Here is a 17,411-nt window from a genome sequence, read left to right as displayed (position 1 = left end):
CCTCGCCCGAAGGGTACCTAGAGGGAGAGAACAATGGCTGGTGAACGACAGGCACGTCTGGCCGATCGTATTCGTGTGATCCTCGCCGAGCGCCTCGAGAAGGGGCTGCGCGATCCGCGCCTCGGATTCGTGACGATCACCGACGTCCGCGTCAGCGGAGATCTGCAGCACGCATCGGTGTTCTACACGGTGCTCGGCACCGAAGAGGAGCGGGTCTCCAGTGGCGCCGCCCTGACATCCGCCACGGGGATGCTGCGCAGTGAGGTGGGTCGTCAGCTGAGTACCCGCCTGGTGCCGACTCTCGAGTTCATCCCTGATGCGCTGCCGGAGAACGCAGATCACATCTCGGCACTGCTCCGCGAAGCGCAGGAACGTGATGCCGAGGTGGCGAAACTCGCGTCCTCGGCGTCGCACGCCGGAGATGCTGATCCCTACCTTCGTCAGGAAGAAGACGACACCCCCGCGTGATATTCCAGCACCTCGGCTGAGCCGGTCGGGTGCTTGATATCCTCAGCCTGACGAGCGGACGCTCGTTCGGGCTGGGGGGTTCGGAATAGACGTTCTTGGTGCGCGCACTGCGCCTTCGGTGACGATGGGTCTCTTCGAGGCACTCCTCGACGACCTTCTGGCTCATGATCTCGGGTGCGCCCCGCATGTCGTGGCGCGAATCGTGGCGGAGGTCGCCGCTGACTCCGCGACGGTCCTGGCGGTCGCGCAGAAGCTCGATCAGTCGCAGCGACACGGTCTCAGGCCGCTGCCGTCGCCCCTGCCGATGGTCGACTCCATCGCCTCATTGTTCGCGGACCTCGCGTTGCGGCCGCGAGACCGCGAGCTGCTGATCGCGGTGTCGATGCGCCTGGACGATCGGTTGGAGCCGCTGCTCGAGTTCGACGGTCGTTCGGCGCACGATCTCGCGGCGTGCCCGGTCTCGGATCTCCTCGACATCCATGCGGGTCGTGTACGTCTCGCAGATCCGCGTCTCGCGATCTGGTTGCGAGCCACGACGGGGGCGTCCGCGGCTGTCCGGGTGCACACCCGCCTGCACCATGTCTTCCAGGCACGCGGAGAACGGGTCGATGCGGATTGGCATCTCGCGCGCGCCTCGTTGTACGGGGTTCCGGGGACCGCTGCGGAGCTGACCCGGATCGCACGGTCGCTCTCCGAGGCCGGCGCGAATGAACGGGCCATGCACCTGGCGGCAGAGGCAGCGGCGCATGCGACCGGGGCGGAACGGGATGAGGCGACAGCTGTCGCGGGTGTCTCGGCGATCGCCGCCGGTTTCGCGGTCGAGGCGGTGAGTCTGCTCAGCGAGTTGTTCCCCGACGCTCAGGAGCATCATCGGCTGCAGGCGCTGGGAGGGCTGCTCATCGCGCAGACACATCTGCATGGAGCGGTCCCTCGGGTCGATCCCGTCGCGCTCCGCCCGCAGGGCGCGGGGGAGGAGGAATGGTATCTCTGGGCGCGAGCCGCGGCGTTCGCCGCTGTGCTCTGCGCTGAGCGCGGAGATCGTGAGGGGATGCGCTCCTGGATCGCCGCGCTTCGTGAGGGAGCGGGAAGGGCGGCGGCCGACGCCGATCTGCGGGATCCTGTCGTCGCCCTCGCGTGGCTCATCGCCGGGGATCGGGACGTCGATGCGGAGATCCACGGGACGGGGCCGCTCACCGGCGGGATGCTGCGGGCGCTCCAGGCCGCGATGGACGGAGACATCGAACAGGGCCTGGGATTTCTGGCGGCGGGTGGCTCCGGTATCGGTGTCGAGGTCGACCCGTTCGTCGCCGGGTTCGAGCGGAGCCCGCTCGTGGGCGCCTACCGGGCCGTCGTCGAGGTGCTACTGATCATGTGGAGCGGCGACATCGGGACCGCTCGTAAGAAGCTCATGCGGTCGGCGCTCGACCTGCCGGTCTCGATCCCGTTCGCAGGGCTCGCAGCGGTGATCGCTCGCCGTCTCGATCTCGCGGTCCTCGGCCATCTGGGGCCGTTCGCGCGGTCGCTCACCGCGGCGCTGCCTCCTTCCATGCGGATCGATGATCTTGTGGACCGCGGCATCGAGGCGTTCCTCGCCGGAGGCTTCGAGCAGGCGGCGGCGTTCATGCGGCTCTGGCGTGACGCCGGGGCTCCGCAGACGACGCTCTCGGTGCCGGGACTGGAAGAAGCCGTGCTCGTGGGAGAGCGGGACCGAGCACGCAGACGTCGGGTCGAGCCTCCGGGGATCTCGCTCGCGCAGGATCTGCGCGCGCGCATGCTGAGCTGCTCCGACGAGGAGTGGCGCTCGGTGCGCGCCGCGGTCGTCGACGCGGCCAGGTCGATTCCCTCACCGTTCTCGCGCGGACGTGTCGAGGCGATGATCGGCACGCGTTGCCTCATCACCGGCGACGTCGCACGCGCCAGAGAGCACCTGGAGGCCGCACGCAGTCTGCTGGAGGTGTCAGGCGCAACGGCCTGGGCCCGCGCCGTGGCGATGCGGCTCGCGCGACTGCAGGCGGATGCGGTCGGTGGCGCGTCGTCCGGCGATCCTCTCGCGACATCTCGCCGGATCTGGGAGCCGATGCTCACGACGCGTGAGCTCGAGGTCACGATGCTCGCAGTGGCGGGGGCGCCGAACAGGGACATCGCGGAGTCGCTCCACGTATCGGTCCGGACAGTCGAGGTCCATCTCGGCAGAGTGTTCGCGAAACTGGAGGTGCGCACGCGCGTGGAGCTGACGGTGCTCGCGCATCGGATCGGTCAGTACGTCTGAGCGACCCGCCGCACCGGCGGTCAGTGGGGGAGCGAGAGCATGTCCCCGTCGGCTTCGGCCAATCCGTCCGCGATCAGTGAATCGATCGCCCGGTCGCGTTGCAGTGCATCGGGCCACTCGGGGACCACGGCGTCGGTCGGTACTGCGTCGGGAGATGCTGCTCGGAGCACGCGCAGCACCGCTCCTCGGGCCTGACGGTCCGAGCCCTCGAATGCGGCCTGGCGTCGCCGGTTGTCGCCGGTGTCCGGCCGCCCGGCGGCGACCCACACGCAGGTGCCGAGCAGCGGACACGATTCGCACCGTGGTCTCCGCGCGGTGCACACCGTGGCTCCCAGCTCCATCGCGGCGGCGTTGTACACGGCGGATTCGACATCATCCGCAGGAAGCAGGGACTCCATCAGCTCGAGGTCGCGGCGTGACGGCGACCCGGGATGCGCCTGACCGAGCACCGATCGTGCCAGCACACGACGTGTGTTCGTGTCGACCACCGGATGACGGTCACCGTAGGAGAACACGGCCACCGCCCGCGCTGTGTAGTCTCCGATGCCGGACAGCCGAAGGAGGGCATCGACATCGCGAGGCACGACACCGCCGTGCCTCTCCGTGACTTCGATAGCGGCACGATGCAGCCAGAGCGCGCGGCGTGGATATCCCAGGTTCGCCCACTGCTGCACGACCTCGGCAGGCGTCGCGGATGCGAGTGCCGCGGGTGTCGGCCACCGCGCGAGCCAGGCCTCGAGGTGAGGGATCACCCGGGTGACCGGCGTCTGCTGCAGCATGAACTCGCTGACGAGGGTTCCCCAGGCGCCGTACTCGTCGTGGAAATCGGATCGTCGCCAGGGCAGATCGCGCGCTGTCCGCCGGTACCACTCGATGAGCGACGCAGCGGGCGCACCGGCGGGACTCGTGTTCGGGAGCACGGAGCCAAGCCTAGGCGACGGTGCCGAGCGGTCGTGTTCGAGGGCACAGGTGAACGCGCCGTAGGCTGGAGGGATGGTCTCACCCGGCATACTTCTCGTCGACAAGCCGACTGGACTCACCAGCCACGATGTGGTCGCTCGCACTCGGCGCGCGCTCGGGACGCGGAAGGTCGGTCATGCCGGGACGCTCGACCCGATGGCCACAGGGCTGCTCGTGATCGGCGTCGAAGGCGGGACCCGTCTGCTCACGTACGTGGTCGGAGCCGACAAGACGTATGAGGCGACGATCAGGCTCGGGCAGACGACTCACACCGACGACGCGGACGGCGAGATCCTCACCCGCGCGGCGGACGATGCCTGGAGCACCGTGACGCCGGACCGCATCGCCGCCGGCGTGACGGCACTCACCGGCGTGATCTCTCAGGTTCCCAGCTCGGTCTCGGCGATCAAGGTCGACGGCCGTCGTGCCTACGACCGGGTCCGCGCGGGCGAGGAGGTCGTCCTCGCTGCGCGCGAGGTCACCGTGTCACGGTTCGATGTGGTCTCTCAGCGGCAGGGTGGGGGTTTCCTCGAACTCGACGTCGTCGTCGACTGCTCGTCGGGCACCTACATCCGCTCTCTCGCCCGTGATCTGGGCGAGGATCTCGGGGTCGGCGGCCATCTCACCGCGCTCCGACGCTCCCGAGTCGGAGACTTCGATGTGGCTGACGCGGTCGGCGTCGACGACCTCGGGGAAGCGACGCTCATGACTCCCGCGCAGGCGGCCGCTCGTGTCCTGGCCGTCCTCGACGTGTCGGCTGCCGAGGCCACCGATCTGCGGCACGGGAAGCGTCTTACGGGGCAGGCGCCGCGACTGGACGGCGACCGCGCCGCGGCCGTCGATCCGGAGGGGAACCTCGTCGGCGTCGTCGAGAAGCGCGGGGCAGATCTCAAAAGCGCCATGAACATGCCCGAGGCCGCGCGATGATCCTGTGGCTGACGATCCTGCAGGTCTCCGTGGCAGTCGCGGCGGGGGCGTTCTGTCTCGTGCTCGGGCTCGTCGGTCGCCGCCCGAGCGATTTCTCGGTGGGCGCGCTCGCTCTCGTGGAGCTCCTCCTGATCGTCCAGGTCGTGGCGGCGATCGTCGCGCCCTTCGTCGGCAACCCGCCGACAGGCGATCTCCTCGAGTACTGGGTGTATCTGGTCTCCGCAGTGCTGCTGCCGATCGGTGCTGTGCTGTGGGCGCTCATGGAGCGCAGCAGATGGAGCACGGTGATCCTCGGAGTCGCCGCCCTCGCGGTGGCCGTCATGGTGTGGCGCATGCACGTCATCTGGACCGTCCAGGTCGCGTGACCGCTGTCGCGGCGCACGCATCCGGTGCCGACGCGCCGCGCGTAGAATGTATGGAGCTATGAGCACCTCCGTCTCCTCCTCTCGATTGACCGGCATCGGCCGCGTTCTCGTGATCGTCTACGCCGTCATGGCTCTTGCCGCGACCGGGCGGAGCTTCGTGCAGATCTTCCGCCAGTTCGACGAGGCGCCGCTCGCATACGCGTTGTCGGCGCTCGCCGCCGCGGTCTACGTGCTGGCCACCCTCGCTCTGGTGCTCGCGAAGAGGAGCGGGTGGTACACGATCGCGTGGATCGCGATCGTGTTCGAGCTCACGGGCGTCATCGTCGTCGGCGCGCTGAGCGTCTTCCTGCCCGATCTGTTCCCGCACGACACGGTGTGGTCGATGTTCGGACGCGGTTATCTGTTCATCCCGCTCGTGCTTCCCGTGTTCGGCATCTGGTGGCTCCGGACGCACCGACCGGCTCACTCCGTGCAGGTGGGCGAGCGCACTGAGGTGACTGCGTGATCGTCTTCCGCGATCCGCGAGAGGTCCCGGCCGATTTCGGACCCTCGGTCGTCGCGATCGGAAAGTTCGACGGCGTCCATGCGGGCCACCGTGCCGTGATCCGTCGACTGCGTGAGAAGGCCGCCGAGACCAGCGAGCGTTCCGTGGCAGTGACCTTCGATCGGAACCCCCTCGCGGTGCTGCGGCCCGACCGCTGCCCCGAGAACGTGGTCACGGTCGAGCGCAAGATCGAGCTCCTCGGAGAACTCGAGCTCGATGCCACGCTGCTCCTGACCTTCGATGCGGAGTTCGCATCGCGCAGCGCCGAGGATTTCGTCGCCGACATCCTCGTGGGCGCTCTGCACGTGTCGACCGTGCTCGTCGGCGAGGACTTCCGTTTCGGCCGCGGCGGCGCGGGAACCCCTGCGCTCTTGCGTGAGCTCGGACCGCTCCACGGCTTCAGCGTCGAGGTGGTCGACGACGTCTTCCTGGCGGGTTCCGACCGCCGCGTGTCATCCACGTGGATCCGAGAGCTGCTGATGGCCGGCGACGTCACGACCGCGGCGCGGGTCCTGGGCCGGAACGTCGATGTCCGCGGCGAGGTCGTGCACGGCCTCAAGCGGGGGAGGGAGCTCGGGTTCCCGACCGCGAATCTCTCCGCGTCGGTCGACTCGTTCGTCCCCGCCGACGGCGTCTACGCCGGGTGGCTGCACGATCACGCGACCGGTATGCGGCATCCCGCGGCGATCTCGGTCGGCACGAACCCGACCTTCGACGACGTGCTCGAGCGCCAGGTCGAGGCGCACGTGCTGGGCGAGACCGAGCTGGACCTGTACGGGCACGACGTCACGGTGGAGTTCGTCGAGCGTCTGCGAGGCATGGTCGCCTTCGAAGGCATCGAGAAGCTCATGTCGCAGATGGCCGCCGACGTCACGGATGCCGAACGGGTACTCGCCGGAGGGTGAGCCTGAACAACGTCCGAACTCTCCGCGACGGATTCTGCGCCCTCCCGGCGCGATGGCATACTATTACCAACGGTTGTCGTCGATCTTCGCGAGTCGTTTCGCGCATCGTCGGAAACCGGAACCACTGTTCGTACGGTCCTGGCTCACGCCACACGCGGACATCGAGAACGGTCGTCGCATCCCGCGGATGCCTCGGCCTTCACGCTCAGGAGGAGCATGCCGACCACGGCAACCGCAGCCACACGGCGCAAGAAGACATCTCGTCGTGACGACGAGGCCCCGCTGATCCCGATCCTCGCGCGCAAGGTCCGCGAGATCGAGGCGAAGTCGCAGCGCGGCAAGCTGGGACCCACGAACCGCGTGAAGTTCCAGGTGATCGCCTTCCTCGTCCGCGAGGAGCGCGCGCGCGTCAAGGCGGACTCGGAGATCGCGGACAACGCTCGCGCGGAGCTGCTCAAGCGGCTCGACGGCGTCGCGACGATCCTGGCCAAGACGGCGGCGCGTGACACCTCTCTGATCCAGCTCCTCGAAGCCGACCAGGCGACCTCGCCGGTGGCGAAGCGCATGCGACGCGACTGGCTGCTGGAGTCCGGTGCCGAGCTCGCACCTGAAGAGCTCATCATCGCCGACATCGCACCGGTGCAGACGCCGGTCGTGCCGGCCGCGATCGCGGAGCGTCAGGTGACGCCGCCCTCGGTCGAGGCGCGACAGCTCGCCAATCCGTTCCTCGCTCCGGATCTCACCCCGCGCGCGGCCACGACGCCGCGCCGTCGTCTCGACGGGTGGGAGCTGATGGGCCCCCTGTACAAGGCGTTCGAGACCGGTGCGGGGGGTGCGGCTGCGAGCATGGATCTTCCGCCCGCACCCGAGTACGACCACCTGTCGCCCAAGGGCCTCGAGGTCATGGTGCACCAGTCCCGCTTCCTCGAGGCGGTCCGTGCCGGTCACCGGAGCTTCCTTCTCGCGGACGAACCGGGTCTCGGCAAGACCGCCCAATCGCTGCTCGCCGCGTCCGTGGCCGACGCGTATCCGCTGCTCGTCGTGGTGCCGAACGTCGTCAAGATGAACTGGGCGCGCGAGGTCGAGCGGTGGACGCCGCAGCGCCGGGCGACCGTGATCCAGGGCGATGGCAGTGACATCGACGCCTTCGCGGATGTCTTCATCGTGAACTACGAGATCCTCGATCGGCACATGTCGTGGCTTGCTTCCATCGGCCTGCGCGGAATGGTCGTCGACGAGGCGCACTTCATCAAGAACCTGAGCTCGCAGCGCTCGCAGAACGTGCTCTCGCTCGCCTCACGGGTGCGCGAGCGCACCCCTGGCGGCAAGCCGCTGCTGCTCGCACTCACCGGAACGCCCCTGATCAATGATGTCGAGGATTTCGACGCGATCTGGCGTTTCCTCGACTGGACGACAGGCGAGAAGCCCGGACCTGAGCTGATGGAGAAGCTCGACGCGACCGGCCTCACGCCGGCCGACAAGGCGTTCTATCCCGAAGCGCGCGACGCGGTGATCTCGATGGGGATCGTGCGACGCAAGAAGAAGGACGTCGCGGCAGACCTGCCCGACAAGCTCATCGCCGATCTGCCGGTGCAGCTCGACGACGAGTTCGGGCGCGGCATCCGCCAGGCCGAGCGCGAGCTGGGGGAGCGGCTCGCCGCTCGGTACCGCCGCATCGTCGAAGCGCGCACATCGTCGGCCGGATCGTCGCGCGTGGCTGCCGGTGAGATCGACGAGGACATCGTGCGTCTCGTGGCGCAGAACGAACTCGAGGAGTCGAAGGCCGCGGGCACGGGCGGGGACAACGTCTTCACCATGGTGCGTCGCATCGGCCAGGCGAAGGCGCATCTCGCCGCCGACTACGCCGCTCAGCTGCAGCGCTCCGTGGGCAAGGTGGTGTTCTTCGCCAAGCACATCGATGTGATGGACCAGGCTGAGGCGCATTTCGCCTCGGCCGGAATCCGCTCGGTGTCGATCAGGGGCGATCAGTCCTCGACCGCCCGACAGCAGGCGATCGACGATTTCAACGGCGACCCCTCGGTCGGCATCGCGGTCTGTTCGCTCACCGCGGCCGGCGTCGGGCTCAACCTGCAGGCGGCGTCGAACGTCGTTCTGGCGGAGCTCTCGTGGACGGCTGCCGAACAGACCCAGGCGATCGATCGCGTGCACCGGATCGGACAGGATGAGCCGGTCACCGCGTGGCGCATCATCGCCGCGCACACGGTCGACGCGAAGATCGCCGAGCTCATCGACCAGAAGCAGGGGCTCGCGGCGCGTGCGCTCGACGGTGACGCCGTCGACGACGTCGCGGCTGAGCCCGTGCAGCTCGGTGCCCTCATGCACCTGCTCCGGGAAGCGCTGCGCGCGGCCTGATATTGCTTCAGCAATCGGCGTTAAGAACCTTGGTTCTTAACGCCGATTTTGCCTTCCTCGCGACGATCCCGTCAACAACCGAGGAAACGTCGCCGGTCGATCGCAAGATCTGCCGTTTTCGTCGCCTCGAATGGCGCGCGATCGTCCAGTGACGCTAGTGTCGTTCGCAGGCAGTGTCGCCTGTTCCCCCTTTTCCCTGACCGTCTGAGGCAAGCATGAAGATCGGCATCCTGACGAGCGGCGGCGACTGCCCCGGACTCAACGCGGTCATCCGCGGAATCGTGCTCAAGGGCACCACGACCTACGACGTCGAGTTCGTGGGGATCCGCGACGGCTGGCGCGGCGTGGTCGACGGGGACTTCTTCCCGCTGACGCGCCACGAGGTGAAGGGCCTGTCCAAGGTGGGCGGCACGATTCTCGGCACGAGCCGCACCAACCCTTACGAGGGTGAGCGTGGCGGAGCGGAGAACATCGCCAAGACACTGTACGGTCACCGGATCGACGGCATCATCGCGATTGGCGGTGAGGGGACGCTTGCTGCGGCGGATCGCCTCGCGAAGGACGGCATCAACGTCATCGGCGTTCCCAAGACGATCGACAACGACCTGCGCGCCACGGACTACTCGTTCGGGTTCGACACGGCCGTCAACATCGCCACGGATGCCATGGACCGGCTGCGCACAACGGGCGACTCGCACCAGCGCTGCATGGTCGCCGAGGTCATGGGGCGCCACGTCGGATGGATCGCGTTGCACGCGGGCATGGCAGCCGGGGCACACGCCATCCTGATCCCCGAGGTTCCCCAGACCCTCGACGAGATCGCGGCTCTGGTCACCAGCGCCCACGATCGCGGACGTGCTCCGCTGGTGGTCGTCTCCGAGGGATTCACGCTTCAGGGGATGGACGAGGCGTACAGCGACAAGGGACTCGACGCGTTCAACCGCCCCCGCCTCGGCGGGATCGGCGACCAGCTGGCCCCCGAGATCGAGCGCATCACCGGCATCGAGACCCGAGCCACCATCCTCGGCCATATCCAGCGAGGCGGTTCGCCGTCGGCGTTCGACCGCGTGCTCGCAACGCGACTGGGCCTCCACGCCGCAGACGCGATCATGGATGGTGCCTGGGGGCAGATGGTGGCGATGCAGGGCACCGACATCGTTCGCGTGCCGTTCGCGGAGGCGCTCGGCGAACTGAACACGGTGCCGCGCAGTCGCTACGACGAGGCAGCTGCGCTCTTCGGCTGATCTCGGGATCGATCGTCGAGATGCCGACGCTGCACGAGCGCGGTGCGCACGATGTCCGCGACGAGCTCGGGCAGGAAGAACACCTGGTGATAGTCGAACCTGAGCACGGTGTATCCGCGCCGGCGTAGACGGGCGTCGGCGTCGATGTCTCGTCCCCGCAGCGCCGCATCGCCGTGGCGGGCGAAGCCGTCGAGCTGGATCACGAGTCGCTGACCGACGAGCGCGTCGACCGATCGCCCGTCGAGTCGCACCTGCTGGCGGACCACGATGCCGATCGATCGCATCAGATCGGCGAACTCGGTGTGCAGGCCGGGATCCGACAGACGTGGTGTGAGATCCGCGAGTCGGCGAGCGCGGTGCCCCTGCCAGGTCACGCTCTCCACGACCTCCGCATCGATCACGCGTCGAGAGAGCGCGGACTCCCAGACCGCCAGCGCCACCGGCGCCTCCTGGCATCTCGCGACATGGTGGAGGACGTTGACCACCGGGTCGACGATCCGGTGCCGGTGGACGGGGGCAGGGCCACGGGACCGGTGAATGCGGATGCCCGTCAGGGGCGTCGTTCTCGCCGGGGCCGCCACATGGTGCGTATCGAGATCGGGGGTCCACAGCCCGCGTCTGCGAGCGGCGCTCACGCACGTGAGGCGTCCGCCTGCTCCGATCGCGGCGAGCAGGTCGTCATCGCACTCGTGCAGTGCGACCCAGGATCGGCGTACCCGCTGCATCCGCCCTTCTGCGACTGCCGATTCGACCGCGTCCCTGCTGAAACCGGCCGCAGAGACCTCCGACGTGTGTGCCACTCCCTCGCGTGCAGCGAGCCATTCGTCCAGGTGCATCCGCCCACTGTGGGCCGTTTGAGAGCACGACGGGCGGCGGCAGCGGCGGCGAAAGGAATCCCGCACGAATCCGCCGCCCGTGCAGAAGACGTGGGTGCGGCTCAATTCTCGGCGAGCCCGACGGTGTCGAGCAGCCAGGCGAGCTCGAAGGCGCGTTCCTTCCAGGAGTTGTAACGCCCGCTGACGCCGCCGTGTCCGGCGACCATCTCGCACTTCAGCAGGACATCCGTCGCTCCTGCGACACGCAATGCGGCGACCCACTTGGCGGGCTCGACATACATCACGCGGGAGTCGTTGAGCGAGGTGACTGCAAGGATGCGCGGGTACTTGATCCCGTCGCGGACATTCTCGTAGGGGGAGTAGGACTTCATGTACTCGTAGACGTCGGCGCCGTGCAGCGGGTCGCCCCACTCGTCCCACTCCACCACGGTGAGCGGCAGCGAGGGGTCGAGGATCGTGGTGAGCGCGTCGACGAACGGAACGGCCGCGAGGACTCCGGCGAACAGCTCGGGGGCCAGGTTCGTCACGGCCCCCATGAGCAGGCCACCCGCACTGCCTCCCTCGGCGACGAGAAGCTCGGGTGTCGTGATCCCCGTCTCGACGAGGTGCTCGCCGCAGGCGATGAAGTCCGTGAAGGTGTTGCGCTTGTTGAGCAGCTTGCCGTCCTCGTACCACTGGCGGCCCATCTCACCGCCGCCGCGGACGTGCGCGACGGCGAAGACGATGCCGCGGTCGAGCTCGGAGAGGCGTGCGACCGAGAACCCCGGGTCGATCGAGTGCTCGTACGACCCGTAGCCGTACAGATGCACGGGGCGCGGAGCGTCGCCGGGCACACCGAACGATCGCTTCCACACGAGTGAGATCGGCACGCGCGTGCCATCGGATGCCGTCGCCCACGCGCGCTCCTGGCCGTAATCGTGCGGATCGTAGCCGCCGAGCACCGCGACCTGCTTGCGCAGCACGAGTTCGCGAGACGAGAGATCGAGCTCGTACACGGTGCCGGGGGTCACGAAGGACGTGTAGCCGAGACGCAGGAACGGCGAGTGCCATTCCGGATTGCCGCTGACGCCCGCGGAGTACAGAGGCTCGTCGAAGAGGATGTCCTCGACCTCATCCGTCGCGTAATCGAGCATCCCCACGCGCTCGAGCCCCTCGCGACGGTACTCGACCGTCGCGAAGTCCCGGAAGGCGTCCATGCCGAGCAGTCGACGTCCGGCTTCGTGCGGGAGCACGACGTGTCGTTCTCCCTGCGGGTCGGATGCGGCGACCGACACGAGCTCGAAGTCGAGTGCGTCGTCGTTGTGGAGGATGTACAGGCGATCCTCGCCGTCGACGACCGCATGCTCGAGTGAATACTCGACCCCCTCCCGCCTCGGCCAGACGACGCGGGGGGCCGCGGTCAGATCTCCGGTCAGGTCGACCAGATACTCCTCGCTGGTGATGCTCGAACCGACCGCGATCACGAGGTACCGGCGGCTGCGGGTGATTCCCGCGCCGAGCCAGAACTTCTCGTCGGGTTCGTGGAAGAGCTTCACGTCGGCTGCCACGGGGGTGCCGAGGCGATGAAGCCACAGGGTCTCCGGACGCCACGCGTCGTCGCGGGTCGTGTACAGGATTCCCGTGCCGTCGGGTGTGAAGAACGCGCCGGCGGTGTTCGGGATCTCATCGGCGAGCGTCTCACCCGTCGCGAGGTCTCGGACGTGCACCGTGTAGAGCTCATCGCCCTCGAAATCGGTGGACCAGAGCAGCTTCGTCGCATCGTCGGAGGTGTCGAACGCCCCGAGGGAGAAGAACTCGTGTCCGTCGGCCTCGGCGTTGCCGTCGAGCAGCACGATCTCGCCCCGCACAGGGACACCCGGTTCGAGCACCGGGGGAGTCCAGTCCTCCGGCGTTGCCGCGGTGCGGCAGTGGATCCCGTACTGAGCGCCTTCCTGGGTGCGGCTGTAGTACCACCAGTCACCGCGCCTGGTGGGGACGGAGAGATCGGTCTCCTGCACCCGGCCCTTGATCTCCTGGAACAGCGTGTCCCTGAGGCCGGCGAGGTGTTCGAGCTCCGCCTCGGTGTGGGCGTTCTCGGCCTCGAGATGCGCGATCACCTCGGGAGAGTCCTTGTCGCGCAGCCACTCGTATGGATCGTCGAATGTGTCGCCGTGGTGGGTGCGGAGGGTCGAGCGGCGTTCAGCGATCGGAGCATCAGTCACACCTCCCACGCTAGTCGAGGTCGAGTTGACCGGCACCCGACTGGGTGGGAGGATTTACCGGGGCCGGTTAACGGAAGTCAAACCCACGGTGAACTCTTCGTTCGTCACGTCGATCCCGTCGACACCTTCCTTTTCCTCAACGACCGAAAGCGAACGGTGGAAACCGCAGCCCTCATCGTCGTGCTGGTTATCCTGCTGGCACTCTTCTTCGACTTCACCAACGGGTTCCACGACACCGCCAACGCGATGGCCACTCCCATCGCGACCGGCGCGCTGAAGCCCAAGACCGCGGTCCTGCTCGCCGCCGTCCTGAACCTCGTCGGGGCGTTCCTCTCGACAGAGGTCTCCAAGACGGTCTCGCACGGCATCATCCGCGAGGACACCATCCAGGGGGACGTGTTCCTGCCGATGATCTTCGCCGGACTCATCGGCGCGATCACCTGGAACATGCTGACCTGGCTGCTCGGCCTGCCGTCGAGCTCGTCGCACGCGCTGTTCGGCGGGCTCATCGGTGCGACGCTGGTGGGTGTCGGGGTCACCGGCATCGACTTCGGCATGGTGCTCTCGAAGATCATCCTGCCTGCGCTCATCGCCCCGCTCACCGCCGGGATCATCGCGTTCGCCGCCACCAAGCTCGCCTACTCGATCACCCGACGCTACGACGGCAAGCCCGACGGACGCGACGGCTTCCGATGGGGGCAGATCTTCACCTCGTCGCTCGTGGCCCTGGCTCACGGAACGAACGACGCGCAGAAGACGATGGGTGTCATCACCCTCGCTCTCATCACGGTGGGATGGCAGAACAGCGAGCAGGCGGATCCCTATCTCTGGGTGATCATCGCCTGTGCGGTCACCATCGCGCTCGGCACCTACCTCGGCGGATGGCGGATCATCCGCACGCTGGGCAAGGGGCTGACCGAGGTGAAGCCCGCGCAGGGCTTCTCTGCCGAGAGCTCGACGGCGGCGACCATCCTGGCCTCCAGCGCCTTCGGCTTCGCCCTGTCGACCACGCAGGTCGCGTCCGGTTCGGTGATCGGCTCCGGTCTCGGGCGTCGCGGGTCGACGGTCCGCTGGCGTACGGCCGGCCGCATCGCCATCGGCTGGCTCCTCACGCTTCCGGCGGCCGGGGCCGTCGGCGCGTTCGCGGCGCTCCTCATCACCTGGCTCGGCCTGTGGGGAATCGCGATCGATGCCGTGCTGGCACTCGCGGTCATCATCGGACTCTTCCTGCGCTCGCGCAAGGACGCCGTGACCTCCGCGAACGCGATGAGCGACGTCGCGGAGTCCGGTCTGGCGATCGATCTGCCCGACAGCCCGCCGCCGACGCGTCGTCAGCAGCGGGTCGCGCAGGCGAAGGCCGATGCCAAAGCGCGTGCGGCCGCCCGTGAGCAGGCGAAGGCGCGCAGCAAGGGGAAGTCCGCCACGACCACGGACTCCGACACGACCGACAGTGAGGCCTCGAAGTGAGCGTCGACATCGACTGGGGTGCTTTCGTCCAGGTCTTCTTCGCCGCGCTCGTCGGTGCGTGCGCGGTCGTGACCTTCTACGCGTTCGGTCTCAGACTGCTGGTCCGCAGCGGCCATGCGCCTGTCGTGAGCCCGGCGGAGTTCACGGATGCGATCACCGTGATCACCGAGAAGGAACTCAAGCGCGCCGCCAAGCAGGCGGCGAAGGCCGCGAGGAAGAGTCCCCTCACCGAGGGGCAGAAGCGCCTCGCCCTGTTCGGCGCCTACGGGTGCTTCGCGCTGTGCGCGGTGGCGGTCGTGATCGGCATCCTCATCATCGTGCTCGGGCACTGAGCCGCATCCGCGCACGGATCGGGATCGCGCCCTAGGCTGGTGCCATGCGCGCGACCCCCGGCAGCCTTCCCGTCTTCGGTCGTCACGGGTCGCCGTCGCACGTCATCATCCACGTCAGCGATCCGCACTACCTCGCGGGGGGAGTGAAGCTCGGCGGACGATACGACGTCGAAGCGAACTTCGCGCGCACTCTCGAGTCCATCACCGCGGTGCATCCGAACCCCGACGCGATCGTCGTCACGGGTGACCTCGCCGATCTGGGCGAGCCCGACGCCTATCGTCGTCTTCGCTCGGCCGTGGAGCCGGTGGTGGAGGCGCTCGGAACGACGATCGTCTGGGTGGCCGGCAACCACGACGAGCGGCCGGCGCTGCGACAGGGTCTGCTCGATCAGGAACCGACCCAATCGCCCATCACGGGCGTGTGGGACCTCGACGGCCTGCGCCTGATCGCCCTCGACACGAGCGTGCCGGGCTGGCATCACGGAGACCTCGATCAGGACCAGCTCGATTGGCTCGCCGGCGTGCTCCGCGAGCCGGCCCCGCACGGCACGCTCCTCGCCATGCACCACCCGCCGCTGCCCAGCCATGTGCCGCTGTTCGACATCCTCGAGCTCCGGCACCAGGACGAGCTCGCGGGCGTGATCCGGGGCAGTGACGTCCGAGGCATCCTCGCGGGACATCTGCATTACTCCGCGCACGGCACGTTCGCCGGCGTCCCCGTCAGCGTGGCATCCGCGACGTGCTACACGATGAACGTCGCGCGGGCGGCAGCCGACGTGAACGGAATGGACGCGGCGCAGGCGTTCCAGATCGTGCATGTGCGCCCCGACACGATCACGCACACCGTCGTGCCCGTTGTCGACGCCCCCACCGGCGACCATTTCTCGCAGGCATGGCTCGACAGGATGGCGACGCTGAGCCCCGAGCAGCGACTCGAGGCGTTCTCGCGCAAACGATGACGCGCGGTCGTATCCCCGGTGGTGCATGCTCCCGGGCGTAGACTGTCGGCATCCCCCGCAGTCCACACTCGCCACTACCCACAAGGATGTGACATGGCATCTGCCGCGCCCGCTCCCACCCGCACCGAGACCGATTCGCTCGGGAGTATGGAGATCCCCGCCGACGCGTATTGGGGCATCCACACCGCCCGCGCCGACGCGAACTTCCCGATCACGAAGCGTCCGATCTCCGTGTATCCCGATCTCGTCATCGCGCTCGCGATGGTCAAGCAGGCGAGTGCTCGGGCGAATCGCGAGATCGGCGTGCTCGATCCGTCACGCGCCGATCTCATCGATCGCGCCGCACAGCGTGTGATCGACGGTGAGTTCCATGACCAGTTCACGGTCGGGGTCATCCAGGGCGGCGCAGGCACCTCGACGAACATGAACGCGAACGAGGTCATCACCAACATCGCGCTCGAGATGGCGGGGCGCGAGAAGGGCGACTACGCCTATCTGTCGCCGATCGACCACACCAACCGCAGCCAGTCGACCAATGATGTGTACCCGACGGCGGTGAAGATCGGTCTTTCGCTCACGCTGCGCTCGCTGCTCGAGGAGCTCGACCTGCTGCGCATCTCGTTCCTGCACAAGTCGCACGAGTTCCACGACGTGCTCAAGGTCGGCCGCACCCAGCTGCAGGACGCCGTGCCGATGACGCTCGGCCAGGAGTTCCACGGTTTCGCGACGACCCTCGGCTACGACCACACCCGTCTGACCGAGAACGCCTCTCTGATGTTCGAGATCAACATGGGCGCGACGGCGATCGGCACCGGCATCACGACGCACATCGACTACGCTCCCTCGGTGCTCAAGCACCTGCGTGAGATCACGCAGCTCGATCTGGTCACCGCCGGCGACCTGGTCGAGGCGACCAGTGACACCGGGTCGTTCATGTCGTTCTCCTCGACGCTCAAGCGCAACGCGATGAAGCTGTCGAAGATCTGCAATGACCTGCGTCTGCTGTCGTCGGGACCGCAGGCCGGGTTCGGTGAGATCAATCTCCCGGCCATGCAGGCGGGCTCGAGCATCATGCCCGGCAAGGTGAACCCGGTCATCCCCGAGGTCGTCAACCAGGTCGCCTTCGCCGTTGCGGGCGCGGACATGACGGTGACGATGGCTGCCGAGGCGGGGCAGCTGCAGCTCAACGCCTTCGAGCCGGTCATCGCGCACTCGATCTTCCAGTCGATCACCTGGATGCGTCAGGCCATGTGGACGCTTCGCGTGAACTGCGTCGACGGCATCACCGCGAACCGCGACCGTCTCGGCGCGATGGTCGGTGCCTCGGTCGGAGTGATCACGGCGCTGACGCCGTTCATCGGCTATGCCGCTGCGGCGGCCCTGGCGAAGACCGCTCTGCTCACCAACCGGAACGTCGCAGATCTCGTCGTCGAGGCCGGCCTCATGTCGCGCGATGAGGTCAGCAAGCAGCTCTCCCCGGCACGTCTGTCGGGGCTCGAAGCCGTGACGGCGGCGATCCCGGTGATAGCCGCCGAAGATCTCATCGAGATCTGATCGGACA

15 protein-coding genes are annotated in these 17,411 nt (G+C 67.8%); 12 read left to right on the top strand and 3 right to left on the bottom strand.

The window, feature by feature from the left end; translation table 11 throughout:
- Positions 1 to 33: 33 nt before the first annotated feature.
- On the top strand, positions 34 to 468 hold the full coding sequence (rbfA, locus tag IXW21_RS10690; RefSeq protein ID WP_194764238.1) for a 30S ribosome-binding factor RbfA: 435 nt from the start codon (positions 34 to 36) through the stop codon (positions 466 to 468).
- Between the two features lie 124 nt (positions 469 to 592).
- The gene (locus tag IXW21_RS10685) at positions 593 to 2,737 is read left to right on the top strand and encodes a helix-turn-helix domain-containing protein (protein ID WP_228528430.1); all 2,145 of its coding nucleotides are present in this window, start codon (positions 593 to 595) and stop codon (positions 2,735 to 2,737) included.
- A gap of 20 nt (positions 2,738 to 2,757) precedes the next feature.
- Here the strand turns inward: IXW21_RS10685 and IXW21_RS10680 are convergent, their stop codons facing one another.
- Positions 2,758 to 3,657: an A/G-specific adenine glycosylase gene (locus IXW21_RS10680; RefSeq protein WP_323742220.1), complete on the bottom strand. Its 900-nt coding sequence runs from the start codon at positions 3,655 to 3,657 to the stop codon at positions 2,758 to 2,760.
- A gap of 73 nt (positions 3,658 to 3,730) precedes the next feature.
- Between IXW21_RS10680 and truB the strand changes: the two genes are divergently transcribed.
- The 6 genes from truB to IXW21_RS10650 all read left to right on the top strand — a co-directional run bounded on the left by truB (position 3,731) and on the right by IXW21_RS10650 (position 10,055).
- Positions 3,731 to 4,624 carry a tRNA pseudouridine(55) synthase TruB gene (truB, locus tag IXW21_RS10675; RefSeq protein ID WP_194764235.1) on the top strand — a complete coding sequence of 298 codons (894 nt, stop codon included), beginning with the start codon at positions 3,731 to 3,733 and terminating at the stop codon, positions 4,622 to 4,624.
- A complete protein-coding gene (locus tag IXW21_RS10670; protein ID WP_194764234.1) occupies positions 4,621 to 4,989 on the top strand; it encodes a hypothetical protein in 369 nt (122 codons plus the stop codon). Before truB ends, IXW21_RS10670 begins: the two co-directional genes overlap by 4 nt.
- A gap of 58 nt (positions 4,990 to 5,047) precedes the next feature.
- Positions 5,048 to 5,494, top strand: a complete 447-nt coding sequence (locus IXW21_RS10665; RefSeq protein WP_194764233.1) for a hypothetical protein — start codon at positions 5,048 to 5,050, stop codon at positions 5,492 to 5,494.
- Positions 5,491 to 6,438 carry a bifunctional riboflavin kinase/FAD synthetase gene (locus tag IXW21_RS10660; protein ID WP_194764232.1) on the top strand — a complete coding sequence of 316 codons (948 nt, stop codon included), beginning with the start codon at positions 5,491 to 5,493 and terminating at the stop codon, positions 6,436 to 6,438. The genes IXW21_RS10665 and IXW21_RS10660 overlap by 4 nt, the downstream gene beginning before the upstream one ends.
- A gap of 216 nt (positions 6,439 to 6,654) precedes the next feature.
- Positions 6,655 to 8,811: a DEAD/DEAH box helicase gene (locus IXW21_RS10655; protein ID WP_194764231.1), complete on the top strand. Its 2,157-nt coding sequence runs from the start codon at positions 6,655 to 6,657 to the stop codon at positions 8,809 to 8,811.
- Positions 8,812 to 9,026: 215 nt separating this feature from the next.
- Positions 9,027 to 10,055: an ATP-dependent 6-phosphofructokinase gene (locus IXW21_RS10650; protein ID WP_194764230.1), complete on the top strand. Its 1,029-nt coding sequence runs from the start codon at positions 9,027 to 9,029 to the stop codon at positions 10,053 to 10,055.
- On the opposite strand, the gene IXW21_RS10645 is transcribed toward IXW21_RS10650, so the two are convergent.
- Together IXW21_RS10645 and IXW21_RS10640 are read right to left on the bottom strand one after the other, a co-directional pair.
- Positions 10,025 to 10,891: a DUF559 domain-containing protein gene (locus IXW21_RS10645; RefSeq protein WP_194764229.1), complete on the bottom strand. Its 867-nt coding sequence runs from the start codon at positions 10,889 to 10,891 to the stop codon at positions 10,025 to 10,027. The two genes, IXW21_RS10650 and IXW21_RS10645, sit on opposite strands and share 31 nt — an antisense overlap.
- Before the next feature lie 101 nt (positions 10,892 to 10,992).
- Positions 10,993 to 13,092 carry a S9 family peptidase gene (locus tag IXW21_RS10640; RefSeq protein ID WP_194764228.1) on the bottom strand — a complete coding sequence of 700 codons (2,100 nt, stop codon included), beginning with the start codon at positions 13,090 to 13,092 and terminating at the stop codon, positions 10,993 to 10,995.
- Positions 13,093 to 13,248: 156 nt separating this feature from the next.
- On the opposite strand from IXW21_RS10640, the gene IXW21_RS10635 reads away from it, so the two are divergent.
- The 4 genes from IXW21_RS10635 (at position 13,249) to IXW21_RS10620 (ending at position 17,404) form a co-directional block, all read left to right on the top strand.
- Positions 13,249 to 14,559 (top strand): inorganic phosphate transporter, encoded by a 1,311-nt coding sequence (locus tag IXW21_RS10635; protein ID WP_194764227.1) that lies wholly within the window; start codon positions 13,249 to 13,251, stop codon positions 14,557 to 14,559.
- Positions 14,556 to 14,891 carry a peptidase gene (locus IXW21_RS10630; RefSeq protein ID WP_194764226.1) on the top strand — a complete coding sequence of 112 codons (336 nt, stop codon included), beginning with the start codon at positions 14,556 to 14,558 and terminating at the stop codon, positions 14,889 to 14,891. The genes IXW21_RS10635 and IXW21_RS10630 overlap by 4 nt, the downstream gene beginning before the upstream one ends.
- 44 nt (positions 14,892 to 14,935) lie before the next feature.
- A complete protein-coding gene (locus tag IXW21_RS10625) occupies positions 14,936 to 15,850 on the top strand; it encodes a metallophosphoesterase (RefSeq protein ID WP_194764225.1) in 915 nt (304 codons plus the stop codon).
- Between the two features lie 93 nt (positions 15,851 to 15,943).
- Positions 15,944 to 17,404: an aspartate ammonia-lyase gene (locus IXW21_RS10620; protein ID WP_194764224.1), complete on the top strand. Its 1,461-nt coding sequence runs from the start codon at positions 15,944 to 15,946 to the stop codon at positions 17,402 to 17,404.
- The last annotated feature ends 7 nt before the right edge of the window (positions 17,405 to 17,411 follow it).

Source organism: Microbacterium sp. UFMG61 (assembly GCF_015354505.1).
In the GTDB taxonomy this organism is placed as follows: Bacteria; Actinomycetota; Actinomycetes; order Actinomycetales; family Microbacteriaceae; genus Microbacterium.
Note: the sequence above shows the minus strand (reverse complement) of the source record. Positions and strands in the feature narration are given on the sequence as shown.

Excerpts from the sequence above, each read along its gene's own strand:
- IXW21_RS10645 (WP_194764229.1), bottom strand. The coding sequence starts at position 10,891 with ATGCACCTGGACGAATGGCTCGCTGCACGCGAGGGAGTGGCACACACG.
- IXW21_RS10685 (WP_228528430.1), top strand. The coding sequence starts at position 593 with ATGGGTCTCTTCGAGGCACTCCTCGACGACCTTCTGGCTCATGATCTC.
- IXW21_RS10655 (WP_194764231.1), top strand. The coding sequence starts at position 6,655 with ATGCCGACCACGGCAACCGCAGCCACACGGCGCAAGAAGACATCTCGT.
- truB (WP_194764235.1), top strand. The coding sequence starts at position 3,731 with ATGGTCTCACCCGGCATACTTCTCGTCGACAAGCCGACTGGACTCACC.
- rbfA (WP_194764238.1), top strand. The coding sequence starts at position 34 with ATGGCTGGTGAACGACAGGCACGTCTGGCCGATCGTATTCGTGTGATC.
- IXW21_RS10670 (WP_194764234.1), top strand. The coding sequence starts at position 4,621 with ATGATCCTGTGGCTGACGATCCTGCAGGTCTCCGTGGCAGTCGCGGCG.
- IXW21_RS10665 (WP_194764233.1), top strand. The coding sequence starts at position 5,048 with ATGAGCACCTCCGTCTCCTCCTCTCGATTGACCGGCATCGGCCGCGTT.
- IXW21_RS10650 (WP_194764230.1), top strand. The coding sequence starts at position 9,027 with ATGAAGATCGGCATCCTGACGAGCGGCGGCGACTGCCCCGGACTCAAC.
- IXW21_RS10620 (WP_194764224.1), top strand. The coding sequence starts at position 15,944 with ATGGCATCTGCCGCGCCCGCTCCCACCCGCACCGAGACCGATTCGCTC.
- IXW21_RS10625 (WP_194764225.1), top strand. The coding sequence starts at position 14,936 with ATGCGCGCGACCCCCGGCAGCCTTCCCGTCTTCGGTCGTCACGGGTCG.